The sequence below is a fragment of the Hansschlegelia plantiphila genome (assembly GCF_027922265.1).
Classification (GTDB): Bacteria; Pseudomonadota; Alphaproteobacteria; order Rhizobiales; family Methylopilaceae; genus Methylopila; species Methylopila plantiphila.
The window spans coordinates 165,486-191,169 of sequence record NZ_BSFI01000002.1 but is presented as its reverse complement, the minus strand read 5'-3'; the positions used below and the strand labels follow the sequence as shown (position 1 = coordinate 191,169).

The 25,684-nt window shown below is 69.5% G+C and carries 23 protein-coding genes; 11 read left to right on the top strand and 12 right to left on the bottom strand.

Annotation, left to right across the window (positions count from 1 at the left end; all coding sequences use genetic code 11):
• Positions 1-59: 59 nt before the first annotated feature.
• Entirely contained in the window at positions 60-848 is a 789-nt protein-coding gene (locus PKE75_RS02335; protein ID WP_271167081.1) for an SDR family NAD(P)-dependent oxidoreductase, read from the bottom strand.
• A 179-nt stretch (positions 849-1,027) separates the two neighbouring features.
• Here PKE75_RS02335 and carB point away from each other — a divergent pair, with 179 nt between their 5' ends.
• Complete coding sequence (gene carB, locus PKE75_RS02330) at positions 1,028-4,351, top strand: carbamoyl-phosphate synthase large subunit (RefSeq protein ID WP_271167080.1); 3,324 nt, start codon at positions 1,028-1,030, stop codon at positions 4,349-4,351.
• Between the two features lie 117 nt (positions 4,352-4,468).
• Complete coding sequence (gene greA / locus PKE75_RS02325) at positions 4,469-4,942, top strand: transcription elongation factor GreA (protein WP_271167079.1); 474 nt, start codon at positions 4,469-4,471, stop codon at positions 4,940-4,942.
• A gap of 88 nt (positions 4,943-5,030) precedes the next feature.
• Here greA and PKE75_RS02320 read toward each other — a convergent pair whose 3' ends face one another.
• From PKE75_RS02320 to PKE75_RS02295, 6 genes are all read right to left on the bottom strand, one after another.
• Positions 5,031-5,198, bottom strand: a complete 168-nt coding sequence (locus PKE75_RS02320; protein ID WP_271167078.1) for a hypothetical protein — start codon at positions 5,196-5,198, stop codon at positions 5,031-5,033.
• A 125-nt stretch (positions 5,199-5,323) separates the two neighbouring features.
• Positions 5,324-6,214 carry a LysR family transcriptional regulator gene (locus tag PKE75_RS02315; RefSeq protein WP_271167077.1) on the bottom strand — a complete coding sequence of 297 codons (891 nt, stop codon included), beginning with the start codon at positions 6,212-6,214 and terminating at the stop codon, positions 5,324-5,326.
• Positions 6,215-6,263: 49 nt separating this feature from the next.
• Complete coding sequence (gene trxB / locus PKE75_RS02310) at positions 6,264-7,232, bottom strand: thioredoxin-disulfide reductase (protein ID WP_271167076.1); 969 nt, start codon at positions 7,230-7,232, stop codon at positions 6,264-6,266.
• Positions 7,229-8,218, bottom strand: coding sequence for an ELM1/GtrOC1 family putative glycosyltransferase (locus tag PKE75_RS02305; protein WP_271167075.1), 990 nt, complete (start codon positions 8,216-8,218; stop codon positions 7,229-7,231). The genes trxB and PKE75_RS02305 overlap by 4 nt, the downstream gene beginning before the upstream one ends.
• A gap of 75 nt (positions 8,219-8,293) precedes the next feature.
• Positions 8,294-9,514 carry a lytic murein transglycosylase gene (locus tag PKE75_RS02300; RefSeq protein WP_271167074.1) on the bottom strand — a complete coding sequence of 407 codons (1,221 nt, stop codon included), beginning with the start codon at positions 9,512-9,514 and terminating at the stop codon, positions 8,294-8,296.
• Between the two features lie 91 nt (positions 9,515-9,605).
• Positions 9,606-10,658, bottom strand: a complete 1,053-nt coding sequence (locus PKE75_RS02295; protein ID WP_271167073.1) for a DNA topoisomerase IB — start codon at positions 10,656-10,658, stop codon at positions 9,606-9,608.
• A 187-nt stretch (positions 10,659-10,845) separates the two neighbouring features.
• Here PKE75_RS02295 and PKE75_RS02290 point away from each other — a divergent pair, with 187 nt between their 5' ends.
• The gene (locus tag PKE75_RS02290; RefSeq protein WP_271167072.1) at positions 10,846-11,856 is read left to right on the top strand and encodes an asparaginase; all 1,011 of its coding nucleotides are present in this window, start codon (positions 10,846-10,848) and stop codon (positions 11,854-11,856) included.
• Here the strand turns inward: PKE75_RS02290 and folP are convergent.
• The 3 genes from folP to PKE75_RS02275 form a co-directional block, all read right to left on the bottom strand.
• Positions 11,853-12,707, bottom strand: a complete 855-nt coding sequence (folP, locus tag PKE75_RS02285; RefSeq protein WP_271167071.1) for a dihydropteroate synthase — start codon at positions 12,705-12,707, stop codon at positions 11,853-11,855. The genes PKE75_RS02290 and folP overlap by 4 nt on opposite strands.
• Positions 12,708-12,884: 177 nt before the next feature.
• Positions 12,885-13,292, bottom strand: coding sequence for a DUF4332 domain-containing protein (locus PKE75_RS02280; protein WP_271167070.1), 408 nt, complete (start codon positions 13,290-13,292; stop codon positions 12,885-12,887).
• Between the two features lie 107 nt (positions 13,293-13,399).
• On the bottom strand, positions 13,400-13,768 hold the full coding sequence (locus PKE75_RS02275) for a hypothetical protein (RefSeq protein WP_271167069.1): 369 nt from the start codon (positions 13,766-13,768) through the stop codon (positions 13,400-13,402).
• A gap of 172 nt (positions 13,769-13,940) precedes the next feature.
• Here PKE75_RS02275 and PKE75_RS02270 point away from each other — a divergent pair, with 172 nt between their 5' ends.
• The 7 genes from PKE75_RS02270 (at position 13,941) to PKE75_RS02240 (ending at position 23,093) form a co-directional block, all read left to right on the top strand.
• Complete coding sequence (locus PKE75_RS02270; protein ID WP_271167256.1) at positions 13,941-15,530, top strand: helicase HerA-like domain-containing protein; 1,590 nt, start codon at positions 13,941-13,943, stop codon at positions 15,528-15,530.
• Positions 15,527-15,802, top strand: a complete 276-nt coding sequence (locus tag PKE75_RS02265; protein WP_271167068.1) for a hypothetical protein — start codon at positions 15,527-15,529, stop codon at positions 15,800-15,802. The genes PKE75_RS02270 and PKE75_RS02265 overlap by 4 nt, the downstream gene beginning before the upstream one ends.
• A gap of 51 nt (positions 15,803-15,853) precedes the next feature.
• Positions 15,854-17,236 carry a M20/M25/M40 family metallo-hydrolase gene (locus PKE75_RS02260; protein WP_271167067.1) on the top strand — a complete coding sequence of 461 codons (1,383 nt, stop codon included), beginning with the start codon at positions 15,854-15,856 and terminating at the stop codon, positions 17,234-17,236.
• Positions 17,237-17,445: 209 nt separating this feature from the next.
• Positions 17,446-18,453: an autotransporter outer membrane beta-barrel domain-containing protein gene (locus PKE75_RS02255; protein ID WP_271167066.1), complete on the top strand. Its 1,008-nt coding sequence runs from the start codon at positions 17,446-17,448 to the stop codon at positions 18,451-18,453.
• 250 nt (positions 18,454-18,703) lie between these two features.
• A complete protein-coding gene (locus PKE75_RS02250; protein WP_271167065.1) occupies positions 18,704-20,689 on the top strand; it encodes a methylmalonyl-CoA mutase family protein in 1,986 nt (661 codons plus the stop codon).
• Positions 20,686-22,848: a methylmalonyl-CoA mutase gene (gene scpA, locus PKE75_RS02245; RefSeq protein WP_271167064.1), complete on the top strand. Its 2,163-nt coding sequence runs from the start codon at positions 20,686-20,688 to the stop codon at positions 22,846-22,848. The genes PKE75_RS02250 and scpA overlap by 4 nt, the downstream gene beginning before the upstream one ends.
• On the top strand, positions 22,845-23,093 hold the full coding sequence (locus PKE75_RS02240) for a hypothetical protein (protein WP_271167063.1): 249 nt from the start codon (positions 22,845-22,847) through the stop codon (positions 23,091-23,093). Before scpA ends, PKE75_RS02240 begins: the two co-directional genes overlap by 4 nt.
• 130 nt (positions 23,094-23,223) lie before the next feature.
• On the opposite strand, the gene PKE75_RS02235 is transcribed toward PKE75_RS02240, so the two are convergent.
• Positions 23,224-23,421, bottom strand: coding sequence for a CsbD family protein (locus PKE75_RS02235; RefSeq protein ID WP_271167062.1), 198 nt, complete (start codon positions 23,419-23,421; stop codon positions 23,224-23,226).
• Positions 23,422-23,613: 192 nt separating this feature from the next.
• On the opposite strand from PKE75_RS02235, the gene meaB reads away from it, so the two are divergent.
• The gene (meaB, locus tag PKE75_RS02230; protein ID WP_271167061.1) at positions 23,614-24,606 is read left to right on the top strand and encodes a methylmalonyl Co-A mutase-associated GTPase MeaB; all 993 of its coding nucleotides are present in this window, start codon (positions 23,614-23,616) and stop codon (positions 24,604-24,606) included.
• A 22-nt stretch (positions 24,607-24,628) separates the two neighbouring features.
• Here meaB and PKE75_RS02225 read toward each other — a convergent pair whose 3' ends face one another.
• Positions 24,629-25,648: a 2-hydroxyacid dehydrogenase gene (locus PKE75_RS02225; RefSeq protein ID WP_271167060.1), complete on the bottom strand. Its 1,020-nt coding sequence runs from the start codon at positions 25,646-25,648 to the stop codon at positions 24,629-24,631.
• Between the last annotated feature and the right edge of the window lie 36 nt (positions 25,649-25,684).

Genomic DNA, 25,684 nt, shown 5'->3' with positions numbered 1-25,684 from the left:
CGCATGAAACGGGGCGCCCTTCACAGGGCGCCCCGTTTTCGTTCGGGATGCTGAAACCGTCAGTCCTTCACACGCTGCATCTCGTGGGCGAGACGGCGCGTCAGGCCGCGTGAGCCGAGGCGGGTCATGAAGGCGCCGATCTTCGGAAGCGCGCCGGGGATGACGATCGCCTTGCCGGCCTGAAAACCGTCGAAGCCAGCCTTGGCGACCGCCTCGGCGGAGACGACGCCCGTCTTGAACAGCAACGCGTCGCCCATGCCGGCGACCTCGCCGAACTCGGTCGGCACGGGACCGGGGCAAAGCGCCGTCACCGTCACCCCCTTGCGCTTGGATTCCTCGAACAAAGCCTCGGAGAACGACAGCAGGTAGGCCTTGGTGGCGTAGTAGACCGCCATCTCCGGCCCGGCCTGGAAGGCTGCGAGCGAGGCGACGTTGAGGATCCCTCCCCGCCCCCGCGCCAGCATGCCCGGCAGGAAGAGGCCGGAGAGCGCCGTCGGCGCGGCGACGTTCACCTGGATCATCTCGAGCTGTTTGTCGAAGGAGAGCTGGGCGAACCGGCCGCGCAGGCCGAAGCCCGCATTGTTCACCAGCACGTCGACGACATGGCCCTTGCGGCCGACCTCGATCGCGAAGTCCTTGACGCCGTCCGGGGTGGAGAGGTCGCCTCGCACGACGTCGGCCGCCACGCCATGTTTTGAGGAGAGCTCCGCCGCGAGCGCCTTCAGCCGGTCCTCCCGCCGGGCGGAGAGCACCACGCGGTCGCCGTTCGCGGCGAACAGCCGGGCCAGTTCGACCCCGATTCCCGACGAGGCGCCGGTGACAAGGACTGTGCGTCCGGTCGTCGTCATGGTCTCATTCTCCCCATGTGAACCGCGGAGGGCGGCCTCGCCGGCGCAAGGGCGCTTCCCTGCCCGGCGATGACTGTGTAAGGAACGCCTTCAGCCACGCAATCGATCTCGACGAGCCGCGCGCCATACGCGCGGAACCACGTTTCACGCCCCCGCGCGGACCTGGAAAGCAGCATCACATGCCCAAACGCACCGATATCGCGACGATCCTCATCATCGGAGCGGGACCGATCGTCATCGGGCAGGCCTGCGAGTTCGACTATTCCGGCACCCAGGCGTGCAAGGCGCTGCGCGAGGAGGGCTACCGCATCGTCCTCGTGAATTCGAATCCGGCGACCATCATGACCGATCCGGACATGGCGGACGCCACCTATATCGAGCCGATCACGCCGGAGATCGTCGAGAAGATCATCGCCAAGGAGCGCTACGCAATCCCGGGCGGCTTCGCTTTGCTGCCGACCATGGGCGGCCAGACCGCGCTCAACTGCGCGCTTTCTCTCCGCAAGATGGGCGCGCTCGCGAAATACGACGTCGAGATGATCGGCGCGACGGCGGAGGCGATCGACAAGGCAGAGGACCGCCTGCTGTTCCGCGAGGCGATGCACCGGATCGGGCTCGAGACGCCGCGCTCGATGCTCGCCCACAACCTGACCGAGGCGCTCGTCGCCTTCGAGGCGATCGGGTTGCCGGCGATCATCCGGCCCTCCTTTACGATGGGCGGAACGGGCGGCGGCATCGCCTACAACCGCGAGGAGTTCCTCGAGATCGTCGAGCGTGGCGTCGACGCCTCGCCGACCGACGAGGTCCTCATCGAGGAGAGCGTGCTCGGCTGGAAGGAGTACGAGATGGAGGTCGTCCGCGACAAGGCGGACAACTGCATCATCATCTGCTCGATCGAGAACATCGACCCGATGGGCATCCACACCGGGGATTCGATCACCGTGGCTCCGGCGCTGACGCTGACCGACAAGGAATACCAGCGGATGCGCGACGCCTCGCTCGCCGTGCTGCGCGAGATCGGCGTCGAGACCGGCGGCTCCAACGTGCAGTTCGCGATCGATCCCGCCACCGGCCGCATGATCGTGATCGAGATGAACCCGCGGGTGTCGCGGTCGTCGGCTCTCGCCTCGAAGGCCACCGGCTTCCCGATCGCCAAGGTCGCGGCCAAGCTCGCCGTCGGCTACACGCTCGACGAGATCGAGAACGACATCACCGGAGGCGCGACGCCGGCCTCGTTCGAGCCGACGATCGACTACGTCGTCACCAAGATCCCGCGCTTCGCCTTCGAGAAGTTTCCCGGCGCCGAGCCCACGCTGACCACCTCGATGAAGTCGGTCGGCGAAGCGATGGCGATCGGACGCACCTTCGGCGAGAGCCTCCAGAAGGCGCTGCGCTCGATGGAGACGGGGCTGACCGGCCTCGACGAGATCGAGATCGAGGGCCTCGGCTTCGGCGACGACCGCAACGCCATCCGCGGCGCGCTCGGCCGGCCGACGCCGGACCGGCTGCTGAAGGTGGCCCAGGCGCTGCGCCTCGGCTTCTCGCCGGACGAGATCCACGAGGCCTGCAAGATCGACCCGTGGTTCATCGCCCAGATCGAAGGCCTGGTCGCGACCGAGGAGAAGGTGCGCCGCTTCGGCCTGCCCGTGACCGAGAGCGCGCTCCGCAAGCTGAAGGCGCAAGGGTTTTCCGACGCGCGGCTTGCGACGCTCGCCAAGCTCACGCCCGAGCAGGTCGCCGCGCGCCGTCACGCGCTCGGCGTCCGCCCGGTCTACAAGCGCATCGACACCTGCGCGGCCGAGTTCGCCTCGCCCACCGCCTACATGTACTCGACCTACGCCCCGCCCTTCGCCGGCGCGCCCGTCGACGAGGCCCGGCCTTCGGATGCGAAGAAGATCGTCATCCTCGGCGGCGGGCCGAACCGGATCGGCCAGGGCATCGAATTCGACTACTGCTGCGTCCACGCATGCTACGCGCTGAGCGAGGCGGGCTACGAGACCATCATGGTCAACTGCAACCCCGAGACCGTCTCGACTGACTACGACACCTCCGACCGGCTGTATTTCGAGCCGCTGACGGAGGAGGACGTGCTCGAGATCATCACGACCGAGAAACAGAACGGGACGCTGCACGGCGTGATCGTGCAGTTCGGCGGCCAGACCCCGCTCAAGCTCGCCAACGCGCTCGAGAAGGCCGGCGTGCCGATCCTCGGCACCAGCCCGGACGCGATCGACCACGCCGAGGACCGCGACCGGTTCAAGCGGCTGCTGGACAAGCTGAAGCTCGTTCAGCCCGACAACGGCATCGCCTATTCGGTCGAGCAGTCGCGCATCGTCGCGAGCGACCTCGGCTTCCCGCTCGTCGTGCGCCCGTCCTACGTGCTCGGCGGCCGCGCGATGGCGATCCTGCACGAGGAGAAGGCGCTCTCGGACTACCTGCTCGGCACCCTGCCCGATCTCGTCCCCGAGGACGTCAAGCAACGCTATCCGAACGATAAGACCGGCCAGATCAACACCGTTCTGTCGAAGAACCCGCTGCTGTTCGACCGCTATCTGTCGGACGCGATCGAGGTCGACGTCGATGCGCTCTGCGACGGAGAGGACGTCTTCGTCTGCGGGATCATGGAGCACATCGAGGAGGCCGGCGTGCATTCCGGCGACTCGGCCTGCTCGCTGCCGCCGCATTCGCTGGACGCCGAGATGATCGCCAAGCTCGAGGAGCAGACCCGGAAGCTCGCGCTCGCGCTCGACGTCGGCGGCCTGATGAACGTGCAGTACGCGATCAAGGACGGGGTGATCCACATCCTCGAAGTGAACCCGCGCGCCTCGCGCACCGTTCCCTTCGTCGCCAAGGTGGTCGGCGAGCCGTTCGCCAAGATCGCGGCCCGCATCATGGCCGGCGAGAAGCTCGCTTCGTTCGGCCTGACCAAGAAGCCGCTGCGCCATATCGGCGTGAAGGAGGCGGTGTTCCCCTTCGCCCGCTTCCCCGGCGTCGACACCGTGCTCGGGCCGGAGATGCGCTCGACCGGCGAGGTCATGGGCCTCGACTACGACTACGGCGTGGCCTTCGCGAAGAGCCAGCTCGGCGGCGGCACCCGCGTGCCGCGCGAGGGCACGCTGTTCGTCTCGGTCCGCGAAGCCGACAAGGAGCGCGTGCTGGCGCCGGTCCGGATGCTGTCCGAGCTCGGCTTCAAGATCATCGCGACCTCGGGCACCGCCCGCCATCTGGTCGCGAACGGCATCGACGCGCAGAAGATCAACAAGGTGCTGGAAGGCCGGCCGCACGTCGTCGACGCGATCAAGAACGGCGGCGTGCAGCTCGTGTTCAACACCACCGAGGGCGCGCAGGCGCTGGCCGACAGCCGGTCGCTCCGCCGCGCGGCCCTCTTGCACAAAGTGCCTTACTATACGACCCTGTCGGGGGCGGTCGCGGCGGCCCAGGGGATCAAGGCCTATCTTGGCGGCGATCTCGAGGTCCGCTCGCTTCAGTCCTATTTCGGCTGAGACCGATCGCTCGCCGGAACTGATGGAACGACGACGGATCCTCCGGCGTTGAAGAGTTCGCTTTCGCGCCCCGCCGCTTTCGACGGGGCGTCGTCTTTTGTGTCGAGAGAGACTGGAATGGACAAGATCCCGATGACGGCCGCCGGTCATGCGGCGCTGGAAGAGGAGCTGCGGCGCCGCGCTTCGAGCGAACGCCCGCGCATCATCGCGGCGATCTCCGAAGCGCGATCGCATGGCGATCTCTCGGAGAACGCCGAGTATCACGCGGCCAAGGAACAGCAGAGCCTCAACGAGGGGCGCATCGCCGACCTCGAAAACATGATCGCGCGCGCCGACGTCATCGACCTGTCGAAGCTCACGGGCGACATCATCACCTTCGGCGCGACCGTCACGCTGGTCGACGAGGACACCGACGAGGAGAAGGTCTACCAGATCGTCGGCGAGCCCGAATCCGACGTGAAGCAGGGCCGGGTCTCGATCGGCTCCCCGATCGCGCGCGCGCTGGTCGGCAAGAAGGTCGGCGACACGGTCGAGGTCGTGACCCCCGGCGGCGGCAAGAGCTACGAAGTGCTCAAGGTCCGCTTCGCCTGAGGGCGGCGCCCCCTCGTCCCGGAACGAAAAATGCCCGCGCATCGCGGGCATTTTTATGTCAGGCGGCCCGCCGACGCGGGACGCCTCGTCAGAACATCAGGCTCCAGGCGACCCACATCGCCACCGCCGCGCCCACGGTGCTGACGATCAGGACGATCGGCATGCCCTTCGGCTTGTCGGTGCCCTGCTTGGCTTCGACGGGGGTGACCTTCTCGGTGATCTCGCCTGGCGGGGGCGTGTGCGTTCGCGCTTCCATGGAGTTCTCCTGGGTGTAGGCGCGCTTAGGAAGCGCGTCCGTTCAGGACACAACGATCAAAGCGTCGAACCGATCCCTCCGAAGATCGGAACGTGTCCCCCCTGCGCCCGGATCGACGCGACGCCTCAGAACTTCCAGCGCTGCGCCTTCTCGATGAGGAAGTCGCGGAAGACGTTGATGCGCGCCACGTTCTTGAGCTCTTCCGGATAGACGAAATACGCCTCCAGCGTCGGCATTTCGGCGTCGTCGAGCACCCGCTGCAGCGTGGAGTCCTCCTCGACGAAATAGTCCGGCAGCACCGCGAGGCCGACGCCGGTCTCCGCCGCCCGCTTGCTCGCCGCCACGCTGTTGATGACGAGGCTGGCGAGCCGCGGATTGGCGGGCGTGCGAGCCGCGGTCTTCAACCAGTTTATGCTCTGCAGGAAGGGCGGGACCGGGCCGCCGAACTCGATGATCCGGTGCTGGTCGAGTTCGTCGAGGCTCGCGGGGCTGCCGTGGCGCTTCAGATATTCCGGGGCCGCGTAGACGTGATAGTGCACCGTGAACAGCCGGCGCTGGATCAGGTCCGGCTGGGTCGGCGCGCGCAGCCGGATCGCGACGTCGGCCTCGCGCATCGCGAGGTCGAGCTCGTCGTCGGTCAGGATGAGCTGCACCTGGATGTCGGGATAGGCGTCCATGAACTCGAGCAGCCGTGGCGTAAGCCAGCCTGTCCCGAGGCCGATCGTCGTCGTGAGCTTCAGCACGCCGTGCGGCCGCTCGCGGCTGTCGCTCAGCATCGAGCGCGCCGATTCGAGCTTGGCGAAAACCTCCTGCGTGGTCCGGAACAGCAGCTCGCCCTGTTCGGTCAGGATGAGCCCTCGGGCGTGGCGATGGAACAGAGGCGTTTTCAGCTCGTGTTCGAGCGCCGAGACCTGCCGGCTCACCGCTGACTGGCTCAGCGCGAGGCTTTCGCCGGCGCGCGTGAAGCTGCCGGCGTCCGCCGCCGCGTGAAAGATCCGCAGCTTGTCCCAGTCCATGCCTTCCCCCCGGGCGCTCCCTGTCGCGCCGAACCCGTGCCTCCCCGCTTCAGGCCGCGCGCTGCGCCGCCTCCTCCGCGGCGAGATATCGTTCCGCGTCGAGCGCGGCCATGCAGCCCATGCCGGCGGCGGTGACCGCCTGGCGGTAGTGCTCGTCGGCGACGTCGCCCGCGGCGAACACGCCGGCGACGTTGGTGAGCGTCGTGCCCGGCTTCACCGCGAGATAGCCGGAGGGCTTCATCTCCAGCTGGCCACGGAACAATTCGGTCGCGGGCGCGTGGCCGATCGCCACGAACACGCCGTCGCAGGCCCGGACCGTCGGCGCGCCCGTGCGCGTGTCGACCAGCTTGACGCCCGTCACCTTGAGCGGGGCGCCGGAGCCTAGCACCTCCCCAATCGTGGCGTTCCACACCACCTCGATCTTCGGATTGGCGAACACGCGGTCCTGCAGGATGCGCTCGCCGCGGAAGCCCTCGCGGCGATGGACCAGCACCACCTTCGACGCGAAGTTCGTGAGGAACAGCGCCTCCTCGAGCGCCGTGTTGCCGCCGCCGACGACCACGACCTCCTTGCCGCGGAAGAAGAAGCCGTCGCAGGTGGCGCAGGCCGAAACCCCGTAGCCCTTGAACGTCTCCTCGCTCTCCAGCCCGAGCCATTTGGCCTGCGCGCCGGTCGCGACCACGATCGCGTCCGCGGTGATCTGGCCGGACGACTCGGTGTCGATCACGAAGGGCCGGCGGTTGAGGTCGACCCTCGAGACGTGGTCGGCCAGCGTCCGCGCGCCCATGCGCTCCGCCTGGAGTTGCATCTGCTCCATCAGCCAGGGACCCTGGATCGGATCGGCGAAGCCCGGATAGTTCTCGACATCGGTCGTGATGGTGAGCTGGCCGCCCGGCTGCAGGCCCGAGATCACCACCGGCTCCAGCATGGCGCGCGCGGCATAGACGGCGGCCGTCCAGCCGGCGGGGCCGGAGCCGATGATCGCGAGGCGGACGTGGCGGATCGGTTCGGAAGTCATCGTGCGGCGGGTCCGTTGGTTTCTCTCGCCCGCGTCCGGGCCGTCCGTCCGGCGTCGGGGCGCAGCACCGCCCTGGTCGCGGCGAGGGCGTGGATTGCATGCGCGACGTCTCGCGTCGAGTCGACCGGCGCGTGGGGGTAGGATTCGATCCGACCGACGAACGGCCGGATCAGGCCGCGCCGCGCGAGGCTGTCGACGAACGCCCTGACCCTGCGCGGCGCCGTGGCCGGCAGGAAGGTCATGACCGGACATCCGACGCTGAGCGCCTCGCTGATCACACGCGTCGATGTCGCCACCACGACGAGGGCCTCCACATGGGCGAGGACCGAGATATAGGGGTCCGCGCCTTCGCCGTCCCATAGATAGTGTGTGACGTCTCTCATCGCCAAGCGGAACGTCGCGGGGGCGTCGCGCGCCGGGCGGGCGACCAGCGAGACGCCGTTGTCGCTCAGCCGCGTGAGGCCGGCGAGCAGGCGCGCGAGATCCTCGCCCGACAACGCCCGTCCGTCGCCCAGCATCACCCCGACGCGGACGCCTGCGCCCCCCACGCCGAATGGCGCCGGCCCGCCCCGCGCCGCGGCGAGACGCACCGGACCGATGCGATGCGGCGGAGCGGCCGCCACCACGACGTTGGGGCCGCTGAAACGGTCCTGCTCCAGCGCGACGACCAGATCGGCCGTGGCCGGCGCTCCGCGCGCGCCGATATAGACCGCGAGCGAGCGGCCCCCGGAGGCGGCCTTGGCGCGGGCGAGATAGGGCGCCGCCGTCGGACCCGCCGCGACGATCAGCTCCGGCCAGGTCTCGTCCCCCCGCGGGGCGATGGGTCCCGCCCCGCCCTCCGGGGCGTCGCGCGGATCGATCGAGCCGAAAACGCCCAGCCAGCGCCACAGCGCGCGCGGCGCGACGCGCCGCCGCTCGACGCGGTCGGCGACCGCCTCGGCCACGCCGAGGCACTGCTCCTCGAGATCGATGTCGCCGTCAGTCAAGCTCCATGCGCGCATGCCATGGTTGTCGGACGCGCAGCGCCGGCATGCAAGGGTCTGACGCGAGTTGTCCTTTGGCTATCCGCCGGACGCCATCGCCTGCAGAAGCTCGGGGCTTGGATAGCCGTCCGCCGGCAGGCCGTATTTCTGCTGGGCCTTGCGCGCCGCGCGGCGCGTGTCGAAGCCGAGCTTGCCGTCGACCTCGTCGGCCGGAAGCAGACCGTCACGCGCCAGAAACGTCTGAAGCCGCCGGAGCTCCTCGCCGTCGAGAGCGCGCACCGGCGCGGCGCCGTCGGAGACGACCGGCGCACCGTCGATACGCGTCGCGAGATAGGCTGCGGTCAGCGCGTAGACGAAGGAGCTGTTCCAGGTGCGGTAGACGTCGAAATTGCGGTAGGCGAGAAAGGCCGGGCCGTTGCGCCCCATGGGCAGCAGCAGCGCCGCCTGTGAATCGTCCGGCATCAGCGCGCCCGTGCGGGCCTTCACGCCCCAGCCGCGCCACTCGCCGACCGAATGCTTGATATCGATGTCGGCTTCCTGCCACGGCATGTCGGCGGGAACGGTGACCTCCTGGATCCACTTCTCGCCCCGCTTCCACCCGAGGTCAGAGACGTACTTGCCGGCCGAGGTCAGGGCGTCGGGCACGGAGCGCATCAGGTCGCGCTTGCCGTCTCCGTCGGCGTCGACGCCCGAGCGCATGTAGTCGACCGGCATCATCTGCGTCTGGCCGAGCTCGCCGGCCCAGGCGCCGCGCATGTCGGTCGGCGCCAGGTCGCCGCGGTCGACGATCTGGAGGGCCGCGATCAGCTGCGGGCGGAAGAAGTCCGGACGCCGGCAGTCGTGGGAGAGCGTCGCCAGCGCGTTGCGGGTGTCGAACTTGCCAAGATTGGCGCCGAAGTCGGTCTCGAGGCCCCAGAACGAGACGATGACCGAGGCCGGCACGCCGTACTGCTGCTCGATCCCGGCGAAAAGATCGGCGCGCTGCTTGAGCAGCTGCACGCCCTTGTTGGGCCGCGGCGCCCCGGCCATGCGGGTCGCGAACTGGAGGAAGGTCTGCTGGAAGACGGACTGGGCGCGGTCCGCGGCGAGCACTTTCGGCTCGATCCTGACGCCGTCGAGCCCTTCCGCAATCGCCCGCTCCGAGACCCCCGCCGCCCGCGCCTCGGCCCGGACGCCGTCGAGCCAGGCCTCGAAATCGCCGCCGCATGGCGCCTGAGCCGGCGCGGGTTGGGCTGCGCTTTCGGCGACCGACGCCCCAAGCAGAAGCGCGGCGAGAGCGCCGCAAAGCATAAGGTTCATCGAAACCGTTCCGGAACGCTTGGCCGAGGCCGCCACAGACGCCAAGCTGAATGGCGCGTCAAGCAGGCGAAGAGATGGCGCCGAACGCCGTTCAACCGTCGCGCCTCAGGCGCAGCACCAGTCGTTCGAGCGCCTTCTCGGCCCGCCTCATGCCCTGTCTGCCGCGGGCGCCGTCATAAGCCTTCTTCAGCGCGCCGCTGGCGAAGGCCTCCACCACGACTGCGTGAACGTAGGACTTGCGCACCACGGCCGGGGTGTTGGAGAGCCGATCGGACACCGCGCGCATCACCGCCGCCAGCTGGCGCTTGCGGCCAGACTCGCTCGGCGCCGGCTCGAGCGCGACGAGCTGTTCGGCGGCGGTCGCGCTGGCGCCGAGCTGGCGCAGGTCCTTCGCCGTGATCGGCAGGCCCGTCACTTCGCGGAGATATTGGTTCACGTCGACCGAGGTGATGCGGCGCACCTTGCCGTCGTCGTCCCGGAACTGGAACAGCCGCTTGCCCGGCAGCGAGCCGACGCGGGCGAGCGCGCGCGCGAGCCGGCCCGAGCGCATGCTGACGCTGATGTCCTTGCCGCCCTTGCCGCGGAAGCCGAGCGAGACGGTCTCGCCGGTCACCGTCACGTGACGCTTCAGAAGCGTCGAGGCGCCGTGCGCCTTGTTCGAGCGGACATAGGTCTCGCAGCCGACGCGGATATGCGTTTCGTCGATCAGCGCGACGGCGGAGGCCAGCGCCTTCGTCCTGCTGAGCTTGGGGCTCGCCATATCGCGCGCGACCGCGCGGCGGAGCTTCGGCAGCGCCTCGATGACACGATCGAGCCGCCCGACCTTGCGCATCTCCCGGACGACGTCCCAGTCCGGATGGTAGCGGTACTGCGTCCGGCCGGCCTCGTCGCGGCCGATGGCCTGCATATGATGACGGTCGGAGGCCGCGATCCTGACCTCCTCGTAGGCGGGAGGAATCGCGAGCGACCGGATGCGGGCGAGCACCGCCTCGTCGGAGATCCGCCTGCCCTTCGCGTCGAGATAGCGGAAGCCCTTGCCGGACCGCTTTCGCAGGATCGACAAATCGCGCGGGGCCGTGAGCGTGAGGCCGGCCTCGGTCGCGATCTCCTCGACGCTCGGGCCCTCGTCGTCCGCCTGCGCCATCACTGCGGCCCCGACGCTTCGATGAGTTTCGGCTTCGACGTCTTCGGCATGCCGCGCCTTTCCGGGGATACCACGTTCGCAGAACAGCCGCGGAGCGGCGGCGGTTCCAAGTGTTGCGCAGCCGCCGCGCTCGGGCGTTTATGCCTGCCGGGCGCAGCCTCGCTTTCCGCCCACGAGGTCCTGGCGAATGACGGCTTCCGCGGTGCTGGTCGAGGTGACGCGCGGGCTTAGCGTCGAGAGCCGCCATCTCGGCGCGGTCGCGGTGAGCGACGCGGCGGGCGGCCTGCTGCTGTCGATCGGCGACGTGGAGCGGCCGGTGTTTCCGCGGTCGGCCGTCAAGGCGATCCAGGCGCTCCCGCTGGTCGAAAGCGGCGCGGCGGCGCGCTTCGGTCTCACCGATCAGGAGCTCGCGCTCGCCTGCGCCTCGCATGGCGGCGAGCCGGAGCACGTCGCGACCGCAGCGGGCGTGATCGCCCGGCTCGGGCTTAGCGCCGACGCGCTCGAATGCGGCGCGCACTGGCCCCTGAACGAGGCGGCGGCGCGGGCGCTGGCTGCAAGCGGCGCCGGACCGAGCGCGCTTCACAATAACTGTTCCGGCAAGCACGCCGGCTTCCTTTGCCTCGCCTGCGCCATGGAGACCGATTCCGCCGGCTATATCGACCCCGAACATCCCGTCCAGCGCGAGGTGAAGGCCGCGCTCGAGGGCATGACCGGCGTCAGGATCGACGAGGCGGCCGCCGGCGTCGACGGCTGCGGCATCCCGACCTACGCCGCGCCGTTGAAATCGCTCGCGACTGCGTTCGCCCGGTTCGGGACCGGCGAGCGGCTGGGGGACGTCCGCGCTGCGGCGGCCCGGACGTTGATGGCGGCGGCGTGGTCGGCGCCGTTCCACGTCGGCGGGTCCGGCCGGTTCGACACCGAGGCGATGCAGCTCGGCGCTTTCCGGATCTTCGTGAAATTCGGCGCCGAGGGCGTGCATCTCGCGGCCTTGCCCGAGCTCGGGCTCGGCGTCGCGATCAAGATCGACGACGGCGCGAGCCGCGCGGCGGAAGCGGCGATGGCGGCCGTGCTGCGCCGCCTGTCGCCTGCGGAAGGCGATCTCGCAGCCTGGCTCGACCTTCGCGCGGCCCAGCCGCTGACGAACTGGGCCGGCGTCGAGGTGGGCGTCGTGCGGGCCGCGGAGAGCCTGTCGAGCTAGCCGGCCCTGGCCGCAGCTGCGGCGGGGTCGAGCACGGCCTGCGCGACCAGCAGCGCGTCCCGGTTGGCGCGGACGTCGTGGACGCGGAACATGGTCGCGCCCGCAGCCCATCCGAGCACCGAGGTCGCGACGGTGCCGAAGATGCGCTCCTTCGGCGTGCGCTGGATGATGTGGCCGATCAGGGATTTGCGCGACGTGCCGAGCAGCACGGGGAAACCCATGGCGGCGAGCGCGTCGACGCGTTTGATGGCGGTGAGGTTCTGCTCGACCGTCTTGCCGAAGCCGACGCCGGGATCGAGCGCGATCGCGCGCTCGGGCACCCCCGCCCGAAGCGCGATCTCGATGGAGCGGGCGAGGAAAGCCTTCATGTCCTCGACCACGTCGAGCGACGCGTCGACTTCCGTCCTGTGGTGCATGACGACCACGGGCGCGCCGTGCTCGGCCGCGACGCGGGCGATGTCGGGGTCGCGCTGCAGGCCCCAGACGTCGTTGACGATCCGCGCCCCGGCTTCGAGCGCCGCGGCGGCCACCTCGGCCTTCATCGTGTCGATCGAGATCGGCGCCGCGACGGCGGCCCGCACCGCCCGGATCGCCGGGACGACCCGCCGGATCTCCTCGTCGGCGTCGACAGCCTGATAGCCCGGCCTCGTCGATTCGCCGCCGATGTCGATGACGTCGGCGCCCTCCTCCGCCATGACGAGCGCATGGGCGACCGCCGCCTCGACCGCCGCGAACCGGCCGCCGTCGGAAAACGAATCCGGCGTGACGTTGAGGATGCCCATCACGCGCGGCCCCCCCGCACGATCGAACAGGCGGGCTGCGGCGAAGGGGCTGGCGGGAGAGTCGGACATTGAGATGCTCGGCGGCTGGGAGAACCCTACCGCAGCATCAGCACGATTTTGCGGGGTTGGGGAAGCTTCGGAAACCCCGCCCTCATGTCCCGGCCTTGAGCCGGAACCCGGACGCCCCCGGCTGCTGAACGACGCTCGCCCGGCCTTGAGCCGTGACATCAGGACCGAGCTCCGCGCTCAATAAGTCATCATCGGCGGCATGGTCTTCGCCTGCGATATCCACTTTGAGACCGTCTTCGTCGAAGGCGGCAGGCGGACGAGCTGTCTGGCCGCGTTCAGCTCCAGGATCGCCTTTGTGAGGTTCGCAGGGTTGCGGTTCTTGAGCTCCTTGACCGTGTCGACGCCGGCGGCCTCGAGCAGCTCGGAATACTCAGCTCCGACCCCGCGAATCCGCATCAGGTCCGCGATGTTGGCGAACTGCAGGATCTTGGACTCGGCGATGCCGGACGCCGCCGCCAGCGTCTTGCGGCCCTTGGGATCCTTCGCCCTCTCGAGCAGCGTCGCGGTGGTGCGCACCCCGACGGCCTTCAGCTTCGCCGCAATCTGGGGGCCGACGCCTTCGATGCTGAGGATCGGATAGGACAAGCGTCGCCTCCCGGGTGGTTCGAACGGCTTCGAACGCGCCCCAGGGACTACGCGGGGCCAAGCTCAACGCGCATGCAAGGACGCCGCCATGACAAGCGGCGCGGAAGTCACACGAACGCTTCGAGACCCGGCACGGCGCCGACGATGCGGCCGGTGGTTTCTTCGCCCACCGTCTCCCGCGAATAGGCGAGCAGCTCCTTCGTCACGACCTGGACCTCGCCGCCGGAAAGACCGGCGGCCGTCAGCGCGTGATAGGCCGCCATCGCGCCGAAACCGGGGTAGCCCGGCGCGCCGGCGGACTCCGCCTTACCCTCGTCGAGCACGGGGCGCGCGCCGCTCATGGCGTCGACGAGCTCGTTGATGGCGTCGGCCGGCGCTTCCTTGTCGAGGAACACGAGGATGGTCTTCACGGCCGCGGACGCCTTCGCGCGATCGATATGCGCGGCGTTCGAAAGCCGCGTCACGAGTTCGTCCATCCCCGTCGTCTCCCGTCCGGTCTTCTTTTTGGAGCGCGCATACTACGGGCGGCGAACACGAACACAAGCGAGTGAGCAGGCGACCGACCGAACGGCCGGCTTGGTTCGGCGTCGGCGCCGTGGCAGTTTCGCGGGACGGCCCGAGACGCGGCCGGAAGCGGTGGGGATGCGCATGCTCGAGGACGGCGAGATCTTCATCGGCACGAGCTTCGACGCCGAAGGCGCGCGGGTGAAGGGCGAATATCTCGACCTCAAGCTCGCGAACCGCCACGGGCTCGTCACCGGCGCGACCGGCACGGGCAAGACCGTGACCCTGCAGGTGCTCGCCGAAGGGTTTTCCGCCGCGGGCGTGCCGGTGTTCGCGGCCGACATCAAGGGCGACCTTTCGGGCGTCGCCGCAAAGGGCGAGCCCAAGGACTTCCTGGTGAAGCGCGCCCAGGAGATCGGGCTCGACCCCTACGTCAACGACAAATTCCCGGTCGTGTTCTGGGACCTGTTCGGCGAGCAGGGCCACCCGATCCGCGCCACCGTCTCGGAGATGGGGCCGCTGCTGCTGTCGCGCCTGATGGGGCTGAACGACACGCAGGAAGGCGTGCTCAACATCGTCTTCCGCGTCGCCGACGAACAGGGCCTGCTGCTGCTCGACCTGAAGGACCTGCAGGCGCTGCTGGGCTACGTCGCGGACAACGCTGCGACGCTGACGACCCAGTACGGCAACGTCGCCAAGGCGACCATCGGCGCGGTGCAGCGCCAGCTGCTGGTGATCGAGCAACAGGGCGGCGCGAAGTTCTTTGGGGAGCCGGCTCTGTCGCTGAGCGACCTGATGCGCAAGGATCCGACGGGCCGCGGCGTCATCAACATCCTCGCCGCCGACAAGCTGATGGGCAGTCCCCGGCTCTACGCGACCTTCCTGCTCTGGCTGATGTCCGAGCTGTTCGAGCAGTTGCCGGAGATCGGCGACCCGGACAAGCCGCAACTCGTGTTCTTCTTCGACGAGGCGCACCTGTTGTTCGACGAGGCGCCGAAGGCGCTGATCGACAAGGTCGAGCAGGTGGTGCGCCTGATCCGCTCGAAGGGCGTCGGCGTGTATTTCGTCACCCAGAACCCGATCGACGTGCCGGAGACTGTCGCCGGGCAACTCGGCAACCGGGTGCAGCATGCGCTTCGCGCCTACACCCCGCGCGACCAGAAGGCGGTGCGCGCGGCGGCGGAGACCTTCCGTCCGAACCCGAAGCTCAACACGGCGCAGGTGATCTCCGAGCTCGGGGTCGGCGAGGCGCTGGTCTCCACGCTCGAAGGCAAGGGCGCGCCCACCGTCGTGCAGCGGACGATGATCGCCCCGCCCGCCGCCCGCATCGGTCCGGTGACGCCCGCCGAGCGGCAGGCGCTGATGGCGAGCTCGCCGGTCGCAGGACGCTACGACGTCACGATCGACCGCCAATCGGCCTTCGAGATGCTGGCGAACAAGGCTGAGGGCGCGGTCGTCGCCGCGCCGGGCGGGCCGGCGCCGCAGCAGGCCGACGCAGGCGCGCTCGACAGCATCGGCGGAATCTTCAAATCGGTGTTCGGCGGCTCGGTGTCCGGGCGCAGCGGCACGCTGAATCCCGGCCAGCGCGTCGCGCGGGAGGTCACGCGCACCATCGTCAACCAGACCGCCGGCAACGTCGCGGCGTCGATCGGCAAATCCATTGCGGGATCGGTGGGCGGCTCGGTCGGACGCGCGCTGGTGCGCGGCGTGCTGGGCAGCCTGCTCAGGCGGTGAAGGTCTCGACCGCGTCAGGCGCGGCCGCGGCGCTCGCCCTGACGCTTGCGCTCGGCGGCGACGCGAGCGAGGAGCGGCCCATGGCGCTCGAAACGGTCGGCCCCGTCGAGCTCCGCGTCGCCCCCGACGGCGGCGCGCCGGGACGCGGGACCCTCGCCGCCGGGACGCCCGTGACGGTGGCCGTCCGACAGGGAGGCTGGACGCTGCTGCGCTCGGGCGCGCAATGGGGCTGGGCGGTCGAGCCGGAGCTGCGGGCGACGAGCAAGCGGTAAGCCGCTTGAAGGGCGCGGCCGCCATTGTAACCTAAAGGGGAAAGCTATCCGATGTCCGATCTCGACCGCGCGCTCGCATCTGCCGACGCCGCCCTCGACGCCAGCCTCGAGCGCCTGTTCGCCTGGCTGAAGATTCCCTCGATCTCGACCGACCCGGCCTACCGGCACGGTTGCCGGGAGGCCGCCGACTGGCTCAAGCGCGACCTCGCCTCGATCGGCTTCGCAGCGGAACTGCGCGAGACCGCGGGCCACCCCATCGTGCTGGCGAAGCGCCCGAAGCCCGGCGCCCCGCACGTGCTGTTCTACGGTCATTACGACGTCCAGCCGGTCGATCCACTCGACAAATGGGAGACGCCGCCCTTCGAGCCGCGCATCGCCGCGGGGCCGGGAGGCAAGAAGATCATCGTCGCGCGCGGCTCGAGCGACGACAAAGGTCAGGTGATGACCTTCGTCGAGGCCTGCCGCGCCTGGATCGCTGCGACCGGCGCGCTGCCCATCGGCGTCACGCTGATGATCGAGGGCGAGGAGGAGTCCGGCTCGATCAACCTCCCCGGCTTCCTCGAGGAGGCGAAGGACGAACTCGCCGCCGACGTCGCGCTGGTCTGCGACACCACGATGTGGGGCGAAGGCCGGCCTGCGATCACCTCGTCGCTGCGGGGACTGGTGTTCGAGGAGATCGTCATCCGGGCGGCGAACCGCGACCTGCATTCGGGCATGTATGGCGGCGCGGCGCGCAACCCTCTGCATGTGCTGGCGAAGATCGTCGCCGATCTGCATGACGAGGCCGGAAGGGTCGCCCTTCCCGGCTTCTACGACGGCGTCGCCGAGACGCCGGACGACGTGCGCGCGCAATGGAGCACGCTCGGGCTCGACGCCGGCTCCTTCCTCGGCCCGATCGGCCTCTCGCTGCCCGCCGGCGAAACCGACCGCATGATCATCGAGCAGATCCAGTCGCGCCCGACCTGCGACGTCAACGGCATGTGGGGCGGCTATCTCGGCGCCGGCGCGAAGACCGTCATCGCGGCCGAGGCCCACGCGAAGATCTCGTTCCGGCTCGTCGGAGAACAGGACCCGGCCGCGATCCGCCAGGCGTTTCGCGCCTTCGTGAAGGAGCGGCTTCCCGCGGACTGCACGGTCGAGTTCATCGGGCACAAGGGCTCGCGCGCCATCCAGCTTCCTTACGACAGCGCCGCCCTGGCGAAGACCCGCGGCGCGCTTCAGGCCGAATGGGGCGCGGTGCCGATAACGATCGGGTCTGGGGGATCGATACCCGTGGTCGGCGACTTCAAGCGAACTCTCGGGCTCGACACGCTGCTGGTGGGTTTTGCGCTCGACGACGACCGGATCCATTCCCCGAACGAGAAATACGACCTCGAAAGCTTTCGGAAGGGCGCGCGCTCTTGGATCAGGATTCTGGCGGCGCTCGCCCAATGATCAAAGAGTATTGCGCTGCAGCGTGATCAACTGACCATCACTGGGCTTACCCGACTAAAGGCGCGAAACGCCTCCGCTAAATACCTCTAACGGGCTTGTGACTGGGCCCCGGGGTGATTTTCCTGAACAGGCGTTCATACTGCGACTGCGAATGAATCGTGTCGGGCCTCCGTGCGGGCGGGCCGGCCGAGATCTTCGGAGTGGCGATGATGGCGTTCATCAAACCCGGCGCCGGGCTTGTGCTCGGCGCGATAGCTGCGCTTTGCGCAGCGCCGGCGCTGGCGGACGATCTGCGCTCGACGCAGGTTCTGGTCGAGGGCGGGATATTCCTCGCGCATTCCGAAACCGAGGCCGCTTTCGCGCGTCTCGACGCGCCGCGCCCGACCGACGCCGCTCTGATCCCGAAGCCGACGGCCTATTGGGAGACCGGCGGCGCATCGTTCGGCCAGGCCGAGCGCACGCGCCGCATCGGCTCGAGCGGCTCGACCACCCAGTTGCGCCTCGGCGTCGACCGCGACCTCGGCGGCGGCCTGATCGTCGGGGCGGCGACGAGCGCGGGGTTCGGCAGCGTCGGGTCCGGCGACCTCGGCGCGCAGGCGATCGGACAGCACGCGGACGTCTACGGACGGATCGACCGCGGACGATTCTTCACGAAGGTTCTGTTCGGCGGATCCCTGTTCGACTTCTCGGCGATCGACCGCGGCTCCGACGGCGCCAAGAGCAGCGCAGACGCGCTCTCCATGGGCGCGCGGACCGCGGCCCAGCTCGGCGCGAACTTCACGCTGCGCGGGGTGAAGCTGACGCCGACGGTCGCGCTCGCGGCCTACGCCAACCGGCTCGGCGCCTACGACGAATGCGGCGGCGGACAGCCGCTGTCGTTCGACGCGCGCACCGCGACGGCCGCGATCGGTTCGTTCCGGCTGACCGGCCAGCGCAACTTCCGCCTCGACCCCCGCCACACGGTCGACCTCCACGGCTTCGTCGGGGCGGAGGACGTGCTCGGCTACGGGTCGAGCCGCGCCGTCGCCGTCGACCAGACCGGCGCCCGGCAGCGGCTCGCGCGCGAGATCGCGCCGACCGGCCGCGGGCTGGTCAGCGGCGTCGGCGTCGGAACCACGCTTGCCCCGGGCGTGAGCATGACGGTCGACTACGACTACGGCCGCCGCGACAGCATCGCGACCCACGCCAGCCGCGCCCGCCTCGGCGTGTCGTTCTGACGCGAAGGGCCTGAACGGGCTCGCCGCTCATGTCCCGGCCGTGAGTCCGGACCCGGAACCGGTACGGCTTCGGAATGAAGCGATGACGCCTCGACCTTCGGGCGAGGCGCGTCTGGGTTCCGGCTCTTCGGTCCGACATGAAGCCGGAGCGTGCGGCCTGCGCTGCTGCAACGCACCCTAGTCCCAATGTCCATAATGGCTGAGGGGTCCCTCTGTGGCAGGGTCGCCCGGACCCCTCGACCGAGAACCGATGACAACCGAACCGATTCAGCCGGCGACCGGCTTCGCCGCAGATTTCACTTCGACCGAGGAGGCCTGGCGCAAGGCCGCCGAGGCTGCGCTCAAGGGCCGGCCGCTTTCCTCCGTGCTGTCGCATCGCACCATCGACGGCGTTCCCGCCGATGCGATCGCGCCGCGCGCCGAGCCGCGCACGATCGCCGGCCGGGACGCCGGCGCGCGGTGGATCGCGATGACCCGCATCGACCTCGCGGACCCCGCCGCCGCCAACGCACAGGCGCTCGAGGATCTGAACAACGGAGCCTCCGGCCTCTCGCTGTTCCTGGCGCACGCCCATGGTCCCTATGGCCTGCTTGCCGACACGCTCGCCCGCGTGGAGCGCGCGCTCGATGGCGTGATGCTCGACCTCGCGCCGATCCATCTCGACGCGCCTCCTTTCGACGACCGGACCACCGCCGCCCTGTTCGCCGCCGTCGTCGAAAATCGGAAGCTCGACCCCGGCGCCGTGCGCATCCTGTTCGGGTTGGACTACACCCGCGACCTCCTGCAGATGGGAACCTGCGCGCTGCCGTGGGACCGGACGGGGGCGCGGGCGTCGGCCACGCTGAAGAGCCTTCTCGACCGTGGCTTCACCGCCCCCGCTCTGATGATGGATCAGCGGCTCGCCCACGATTCCGGGGCGAGCGAAGCGCAGGAGCTCGCGGGCGCGCTGTCGTCCGCCGTCGAGCACATCAGGATGATGACGGCGAACGGCCTCGACGTGGAGACGGTCGCCGACTCGATGTCCTTCGCCTTCGCCTGCGACGCCGACCAGTTCGCGACGATCGCGAAGCTCCGCGCGGCGCGGCTGCTGTGGTCCGCCGCGCGCCGCGAGCTCGGGCTGGCTGACAGGCCGGTCCACATCCACGCGCAGACATCGCGGCGGATGATGACGCGCAAGGACCCGCAGACCAACATGATCCGCACGACCATCGCGGCCTTCGCCGCCGGCGTCGGCGGGGCGGATTCGGTGACGGTGCTGCCCTACACCTTCGCTCTGGCGGAGGCCGACGCCGATGCGCGGCGCCTCGCGCGCAACGCGCAGTCGATCGTGCTGGAGGAAAGCAACGCCTACCGCGTCGCGGATCCGGCCGCCGGCGCCGGCGCGATCGAGCGCCTGACGGACGGCCTGGCCGAACGCGCGTGGGAGCTGTTCCGCGAGATCGAGCGGGAGGGCGGTATGTTCGCCGCGCTGACGACGGGCGTCTGGCAAAGCGGCGTGAAGGAGACGTGGGCGAAGCGCGCCAGGGAGGTCGCGACCCGCAAGAGCGCGATCGTCGGCGTCAGCGAATTCCCCCGGGCCGGCGAGGTCACGCCGTCCGCAGCCGCGGCGGTCCGGCCCGAGCCGGCGCCGCGGACCCATCCGTTGCCTCCGCTCGACGACGACGACGCCGCGACCTTCACCGCGATCGTCGACGGCTTTCTGGCCGGCGCCTCGGTCGCGGACGTCAACGCCGCCTGGAAGGCGAATCCGAGCCTGTCCGCGACGCCGCTCGAGGTCGAGAGGCTCGCCGATCCCTTTGAATCGCTGCGCGACCTCAATGAGGCGCGCGAGCCCCGGCCAAAGGCGTTTCTGGCCGTCGTCGGCCCGATAGCCCGTCACGCGGCCCGCGCGGGCTTCGTGCGCAACCTCCTGACCGCCGGCGGCGTTCAGGCGGTGGAAGGCCCGGTTGGCGCGACCGACGACGACGTCGCGGCGGCCTACGCCGCCTCGGGCGCAGCGCTCGCCGTCGTCTGCGGCGCCGACGCCGATTATGCGGAGGCGGGCGCGGGCGTCGTGGTTGCGTTGAAACGGCAAGGCGCTACCGTCTGGCTGGCCGGTCGGCCGAAGGAGGGCCGCGAGGCGCTGGAGACCGCGGGCGTCGGTCGGTTCGTCGCCGCGGGAGACGACGCGATCGACGTTCTGACTGCGGCGTCGGACCTTTCGGCGCGGACGGCGAAGACCGGAGGCGCATCATGAGCGCGACCATTCCCGATTTCGGCGCGATCGACTGGCGCAGGCCCGAAACGGGGGCCCCGCGCGCGGCCGCCGACGCCTGGATGACGCCGGAAGGCGTGCCCGTGCAGCCGAGCTATGGCGCGAAGGATCTCACCGGACTCGAAGGGCTCGACACCTGGCCCGGCCTCGCGCCGTTCATCCGCGGCCCCTACCCCACGATGTACGCCTCGCAGCCCTGGACGATCCGGCAGTACGCCGGCTTCTCCACCGCCGAGGACTCCAACGAGTTCTACCGTGCAAACCTCGCTTCCGGGCAGACCGGCGTCTCCGTCGCCTTCGACCTCGCGACCCACCGCGGCTACGACAGCGACCATCCGCGGGTCGCCGGCGACGTCGGCATGGCGGGCGTCGCGATCGACTCGATCTACGACATGCGCACGCTGTTCGACCGCATCCCGCTCGAGAAGATGTCGGTGTCGATGACGATGAACGGCGCCGTGCTCCCGGTGCTCGCGCTGTTCATCGTGGCGGGCGAGGAGCAGGGCGTCGGACAGGACAAGCTGTCCGGCACCATCCAGAACGACATCCTCAAGGAGTTCATGGTCCGGAACACCTACATCTATCCGCCCGGACCCTCGATGCGGATCGTCTCGGACATCTTCGCGCACACCTCGCAGCACATGCCGAAGTTCAACTCGATCTCGATCTCCGGCTACCACATGCAGGAGGCCGGGGCGACGGCCGACCTCGAGCTCGCCTACACGCTGGCCGACGGCGCGGAATACGTGAAGGCCGGCCTCGCAGCCGGCCTCGACATCGACCGCTTCGCGCCGCGGCTGTCGTTCTTCTGGGCGATCGGCATGAACGTGTTCATGGAGATCGCCAAGATGCGGGCCGCGCGCCTGATCTGGACGAAGCTCATGACGGATCTCGGGGCGAAGAACCCGAAGTCCCTGCCCCTGCGCACCCACAGCCAGACGTCAGGCTGGTCGCTGACCGCCCAGGACGTCTACAACAACGTCATCCGCACCACGCTCGAGGCGATCGCCGCGACGCAGGGCGGCACGCAGTCGCTTCACACCAACTCCTTCGACGAAGCCCTCGCCTTGCCGACGGATTTCTCCGCCCGCATCGCCCGCAACACCCAGCTCGTGCTGCAGATGGAGAGCGGCACGACGCGCTTCATCGACCCGTGGGGCGGCTCGGCCTATGTCGAGCGCCTGACCCACGACCTCGCGACCAGGGCGCTCGCGCACATCGCCGAGATCGACCGTCTCGGCGGCATGGCGAAGGCGATCGAGGCCGGGGTGCCGAAGCTCAGGATCGAGGAGGCCGCCGCCACCACGCAGGCGCGGATCGACAGCGGCGAGCAGATCGTCGTCGGCGTCAACGCCTACAAGGTTCTGAAGAACGAGACGCTCGACGTCCGCCAGATCAAGAACGCCGAGGTCCGCGCCGCGCAGGCCGCCAAGCTCGAGCGCCTGCGCGCCGAGCGCGATCCGGCGGCGGTCGAAGCGGCCCTCGCAGCTCTGGAGAACGGCGCGCGCGGAAATGGTAATCTTCTCGCGCTCTCGATCGAGGCGGCTCGCGCCAAGGCGACGGTCGGCGAGATCACGGCCGCGATCGAGACTGTGTTTGGCCGGCACCGCGCGGAGATCCGATCGATCTCCGGCGTCTACAAGCGGGAGGCGCGCAACATGGGCGCGATCGAAGAGGTGCAGACGCTGGTGACGGCCTTCGAGCGCGCCGACGGACGCCGTCCGCGCATCCTGGTCGCCAAGGTCGGTCAGGACGGCCACGACCGCGGCCAGAAGATCATCGCCTCGGCCTTCGCCGACCTCGGCTTCGACGTCGACATCGGGCCGCTGTTCGCGACTCCGGAGGAATGCGCCCGGCAGGCGATCGAGAACGACGTCCACATCGTCGGCATCTCGACCATGACCGCGGGGCACCTGACGCTGGTTCCGGCGCTGCGGGATGCGCTGAAGGCGGAAGGCCGCGAGGACATCATGATCGTGGTCGGCGGCGTCATCCCGCCGGTCGACTACCCCGCCCTCAAGGACGCCGGCGCGAGCGCGATCTTCCCGCCCGGCACAGTCGTCGCCCACGCGGCGAAGGATCTCGTCACGCAGCTCAGCGAGCGGCTTGGCTACACCGGCGCAAAGGCGGCTGCGGAATGAGCGACGTGTATGACGTGAACGAGCCCGAGGAGCCCGCGCCGGAGATGGTCGAGGCCTTCGCGAAGCAGCTTTTCCGGAGCGAGAATCCGCCGGACCTGTTGTGGGACACGAAGATCTTCGAAAGCGCCGGACGCTCAACCGAGGGGCTCAGGGTCGTCGACGCCGCGGCGAAGGACGAGTACCTGCGCCGCGCTCATGAGCTGCTGCTCGACGCGGCGCGCGATCAATCCGCCGGTTCGGACTAGATCGCAGCCGTCACCGTAAGGCCCGGCTCAGCCGTGCATCGAGGACTGAACGTCGGCGGAGCTGTGGTCGCGCTCGTGGACGCCCAACGGGCGAGCGTCATGGCAGGGCCAGCCCCTCAGATGTGCAGCTTCACACCCCGAGGCGGCGGCGGAAACCGAAATGGCGGGTCGCGCCCATCGCGCGGCCGAAGCTGGCCTGCGCCGCGCCCGCGAACTCGGTCGCCTTGCCGCGCATCACCAGAGCCCGGTCGCCGATCGTCCGGCCCCAGACCTGCTGCAGCCGTCCCTTGATCTGGCGATAGAGACCTTCCATGCGATCCGCGTTCATCGGGCCCTCCCAGGGCATGAAACATTCTGTAACATCTTATCCGCCTCAACGCTGAACGTGAGATGACAGTTCGGCGGTGGCGAACAGATTTTCGTGACGCGGTGAATAAGGGGTGGCGCAGCGGCTTCGCCCTGGCTCGCGTGACCTGCTAGCCTTTCTCCAAACCTCGGAACTCCAGCGATTCAGACCCGATTGTCCCCCGCCCGCCCCGAGATCGACGTGCCCGCGGTCGCAGCCCGCATCCGCCTAGGCGACCGCGCGGCGCTCGCGCGCGCCATCACGCTGGCGGAATCCCGCCGCGCGGACCATCAGGCCGCCGCCCGGGCGCTGGTTCAGGAACTGCTGCCCGACACCGGCAAGGCGGTGCGCGTCGGGATCACCGGGGTGCCCGGCGTCGGCAAGTCGACGACGATCGACGCGCTCGGCAGCCGGCTCACCGCCGCCGGCCACAAGGTCGCGGTGCTCGCGGTCGATCCGTCCTCGACGCGCACCGGCGGCTCGATCCTCGGCGACAAGACGCGGATGAACCGTCTCGCGCTCGACCGCTCGGCCTATGTGCGCCCCTCCCCCTCCGCCGGCACGCTCGGCGGGGTCGCGGCGCGCACCCGCGAGACCATGCTGCTGATGGAGGCGGCGGGCTTCGACGTGGTGCTGGTCGAGACCGTGGGCATCGGCCAGTCCGAGATCACGGTCGCCGACATGACGGACGTGTTCGTGGTGCTGATGCTGCCCGGCGGCGGCGACGAACTGCAGGGCATCAAGAAGGGCGTGATCGAGATCGCCGACATCATCGCCGTCAACAAGGCCGACGGCGACGGCGAGACCCGCGCCAAGGCGGCGGCGGCCGACTACTCCGCGGCGCTGCGCATTCTGGCGGCTCATGGCGGCGCCTGGACGCCCGAGGTGCTCACCGTATCCGGCCGCGACGACCTTCGCCTCGACACGCTGTGGACCCGCATCCTGGCCTGCCACGCCGCGCGGGACCGTTCGGGGGAACTGAAGGCGCGCCGCGAGAAGCAGCAGGTGCGCTGGATGTGGACCATGGTCGAGGCCCGTTTCCGCGAACGCCTGGCCGACGATCCGCGGCTGGCGAGCCGCGTGCCGGAGCTCGAGCGGGAGGTCGCCGACGGCGAGATCGCGCCGACGACGGCCGCCGACGAGATCGCGCGGATGCTTGGGCTTTAGGAGCGTTGCGTGGCGGGCTGATCTAACGCGCGGCCGCAACAGGCGCGGGACTCTTCGGCGCCGGCGTCTCGTAGAGCGGCCGGCCGGTCTTTTCGAAGGCGTCGATATTGGCGATCGTCGTCTCGGCGATCGCGGTCAGCGCTTCGGTGGTGAAGAAGCCCTGATGGCCGGTGACGAGCACGTTCGGGAAGGTCAGCAGACGCGCGAAGACGTCGTCCTCGATCAGCTGGTCGGACATGTCCTCGAAGAACAGGTCAGCCTCCTCCTCGTAGACGTCGAGGCCGAGACGCCCGATCGCGCCGCTCTTCAGTCCGGCGATCACGGCCTGCGTGTCGATGATCCCGCCGCGGCTGGTGTTGATCAGCATGGCGCCGTGCTTCATGCCGGCGATCGCCGCGGCGTCGATCAAATGGCGGGTGTCCGGCGTCAGCGGGCAGTGCAGCGTGACGATGTCGGAGACCGCGAGCAGTTCGGGGAGCGGCATGTACGCGACGCCGAGCTTGACCGACTCCGGGTCGGGGACCGGATCGTAGGCCACGACCTTGCAGCCGAACCCGAGCATGATGCGCGCGACGCCTGCGCCGATCTTGCCGGTGCCGACCACGCCCACGGTCCGGCCGTGGAGGTTGAAGCCGATCAGGCCGTCGAGCGCGAAGTTGCCCTCCCGCACCCGCGCATAGGCGCGGTGGATGTTGCGGTCGAGAGAGAGCATCAGCGCGACGGCGTGCTCCGAGACAGCTTCCGGCGAATAGGCCGGAACACGGGCGACGACGATCCCGTTCCGGGTGGCGGCCGCCAGATCGACGTTGTTGAAGCCGGCGGAGCGCAGGGCGACGAGCCCGACGCCGAGCTGCTTGAACGTGTCGAGCACGGCGGCGTCGACCTGATCGTTCACGAAGGCGCAGACCGCGCCGGCGCCTTTGGCCAACGCGGCGGTCTTCGGCGACAGATGCGCCTCCAGATAGGTCAGGCGATGGCGGCCCGCCGCCGCGTCGAAGAACTGGCGGTCATAGGGCTTGGTGCTGAAGACGGTCACGTCCATGGGGCTGCTTTCCGCGTCATCGCGCAAGGTTTGTAG

What these genes read in the sequence shown, in the direction of transcription:
- PKE75_RS02225 (WP_271167060.1), bottom strand. Translation starts at nt 25,648, where the DNA reads ATGGACGTGACCGTCTTCAGCACCAAGCCCTATGACCGCCAGTTCTTC.
- PKE75_RS02275 (WP_271167069.1), bottom strand. Translation starts at nt 13,768, where the DNA reads ATGGACGAACTCGTGACGCGGCTTTCGAACGCCGCGCATATCGATCGC.
- folP (WP_271167071.1), bottom strand. Translation starts at nt 12,707, where the DNA reads ATGTCCGACTCTCCCGCCAGCCCCTTCGCCGCAGCCCGCCTGTTCGAT.
- greA (WP_271167079.1), top strand. Translation starts at nt 4,469, where the DNA reads ATGGACAAGATCCCGATGACGGCCGCCGGTCATGCGGCGCTGGAAGAG.
- PKE75_RS02270 (WP_271167256.1), top strand. Translation starts at nt 13,941, where the DNA reads ATGCTCGAGGACGGCGAGATCTTCATCGGCACGAGCTTCGACGCCGAA.
- PKE75_RS02235 (WP_271167062.1), bottom strand. Translation starts at nt 23,421, where the DNA reads ATGAACGCGGATCGCATGGAAGGTCTCTATCGCCAGATCAAGGGACGG.
- PKE75_RS02295 (WP_271167073.1), bottom strand. Translation starts at nt 10,658, where the DNA reads ATGGCGCAGGCGGACGACGAGGGCCCGAGCGTCGAGGAGATCGCGACC.
- PKE75_RS02255 (WP_271167066.1), top strand. Translation starts at nt 17,446, where the DNA reads ATGGCGTTCATCAAACCCGGCGCCGGGCTTGTGCTCGGCGCGATAGCT.
- PKE75_RS02260 (WP_271167067.1), top strand. Translation starts at nt 15,854, where the DNA reads ATGTCCGATCTCGACCGCGCGCTCGCATCTGCCGACGCCGCCCTCGAC.
- PKE75_RS02240 (WP_271167063.1), top strand. Translation starts at nt 22,845, where the DNA reads ATGAGCGACGTGTATGACGTGAACGAGCCCGAGGAGCCCGCGCCGGAG.
- PKE75_RS02320 (WP_271167078.1), bottom strand. Translation starts at nt 5,198, where the DNA reads ATGGAAGCGCGAACGCACACGCCCCCGCCAGGCGAGATCACCGAGAAG.
- PKE75_RS02335 (WP_271167081.1), bottom strand. Translation starts at nt 848, where the DNA reads ATGACGACGACCGGACGCACAGTCCTTGTCACCGGCGCCTCGTCGGGA.
- PKE75_RS02290 (WP_271167072.1), top strand. Translation starts at nt 10,846, where the DNA reads ATGACGGCTTCCGCGGTGCTGGTCGAGGTGACGCGCGGGCTTAGCGTC.
- trxB (WP_271167076.1), bottom strand. Translation starts at nt 7,232, where the DNA reads ATGACTTCCGAACCGATCCGCCACGTCCGCCTCGCGATCATCGGCTCC.
- PKE75_RS02300 (WP_271167074.1), bottom strand. Translation starts at nt 9,514, where the DNA reads ATGAACCTTATGCTTTGCGGCGCTCTCGCCGCGCTTCTGCTTGGGGCG.
- PKE75_RS02250 (WP_271167065.1), top strand. Translation starts at nt 18,704, where the DNA reads ATGACAACCGAACCGATTCAGCCGGCGACCGGCTTCGCCGCAGATTTC.
- scpA (WP_271167064.1), top strand. Translation starts at nt 20,686, where the DNA reads ATGAGCGCGACCATTCCCGATTTCGGCGCGATCGACTGGCGCAGGCCC.
- carB (WP_271167080.1), top strand. Translation starts at nt 1,028, where the DNA reads ATGCCCAAACGCACCGATATCGCGACGATCCTCATCATCGGAGCGGGA.
- PKE75_RS02315 (WP_271167077.1), bottom strand. Translation starts at nt 6,214, where the DNA reads ATGGACTGGGACAAGCTGCGGATCTTTCACGCGGCGGCGGACGCCGGC.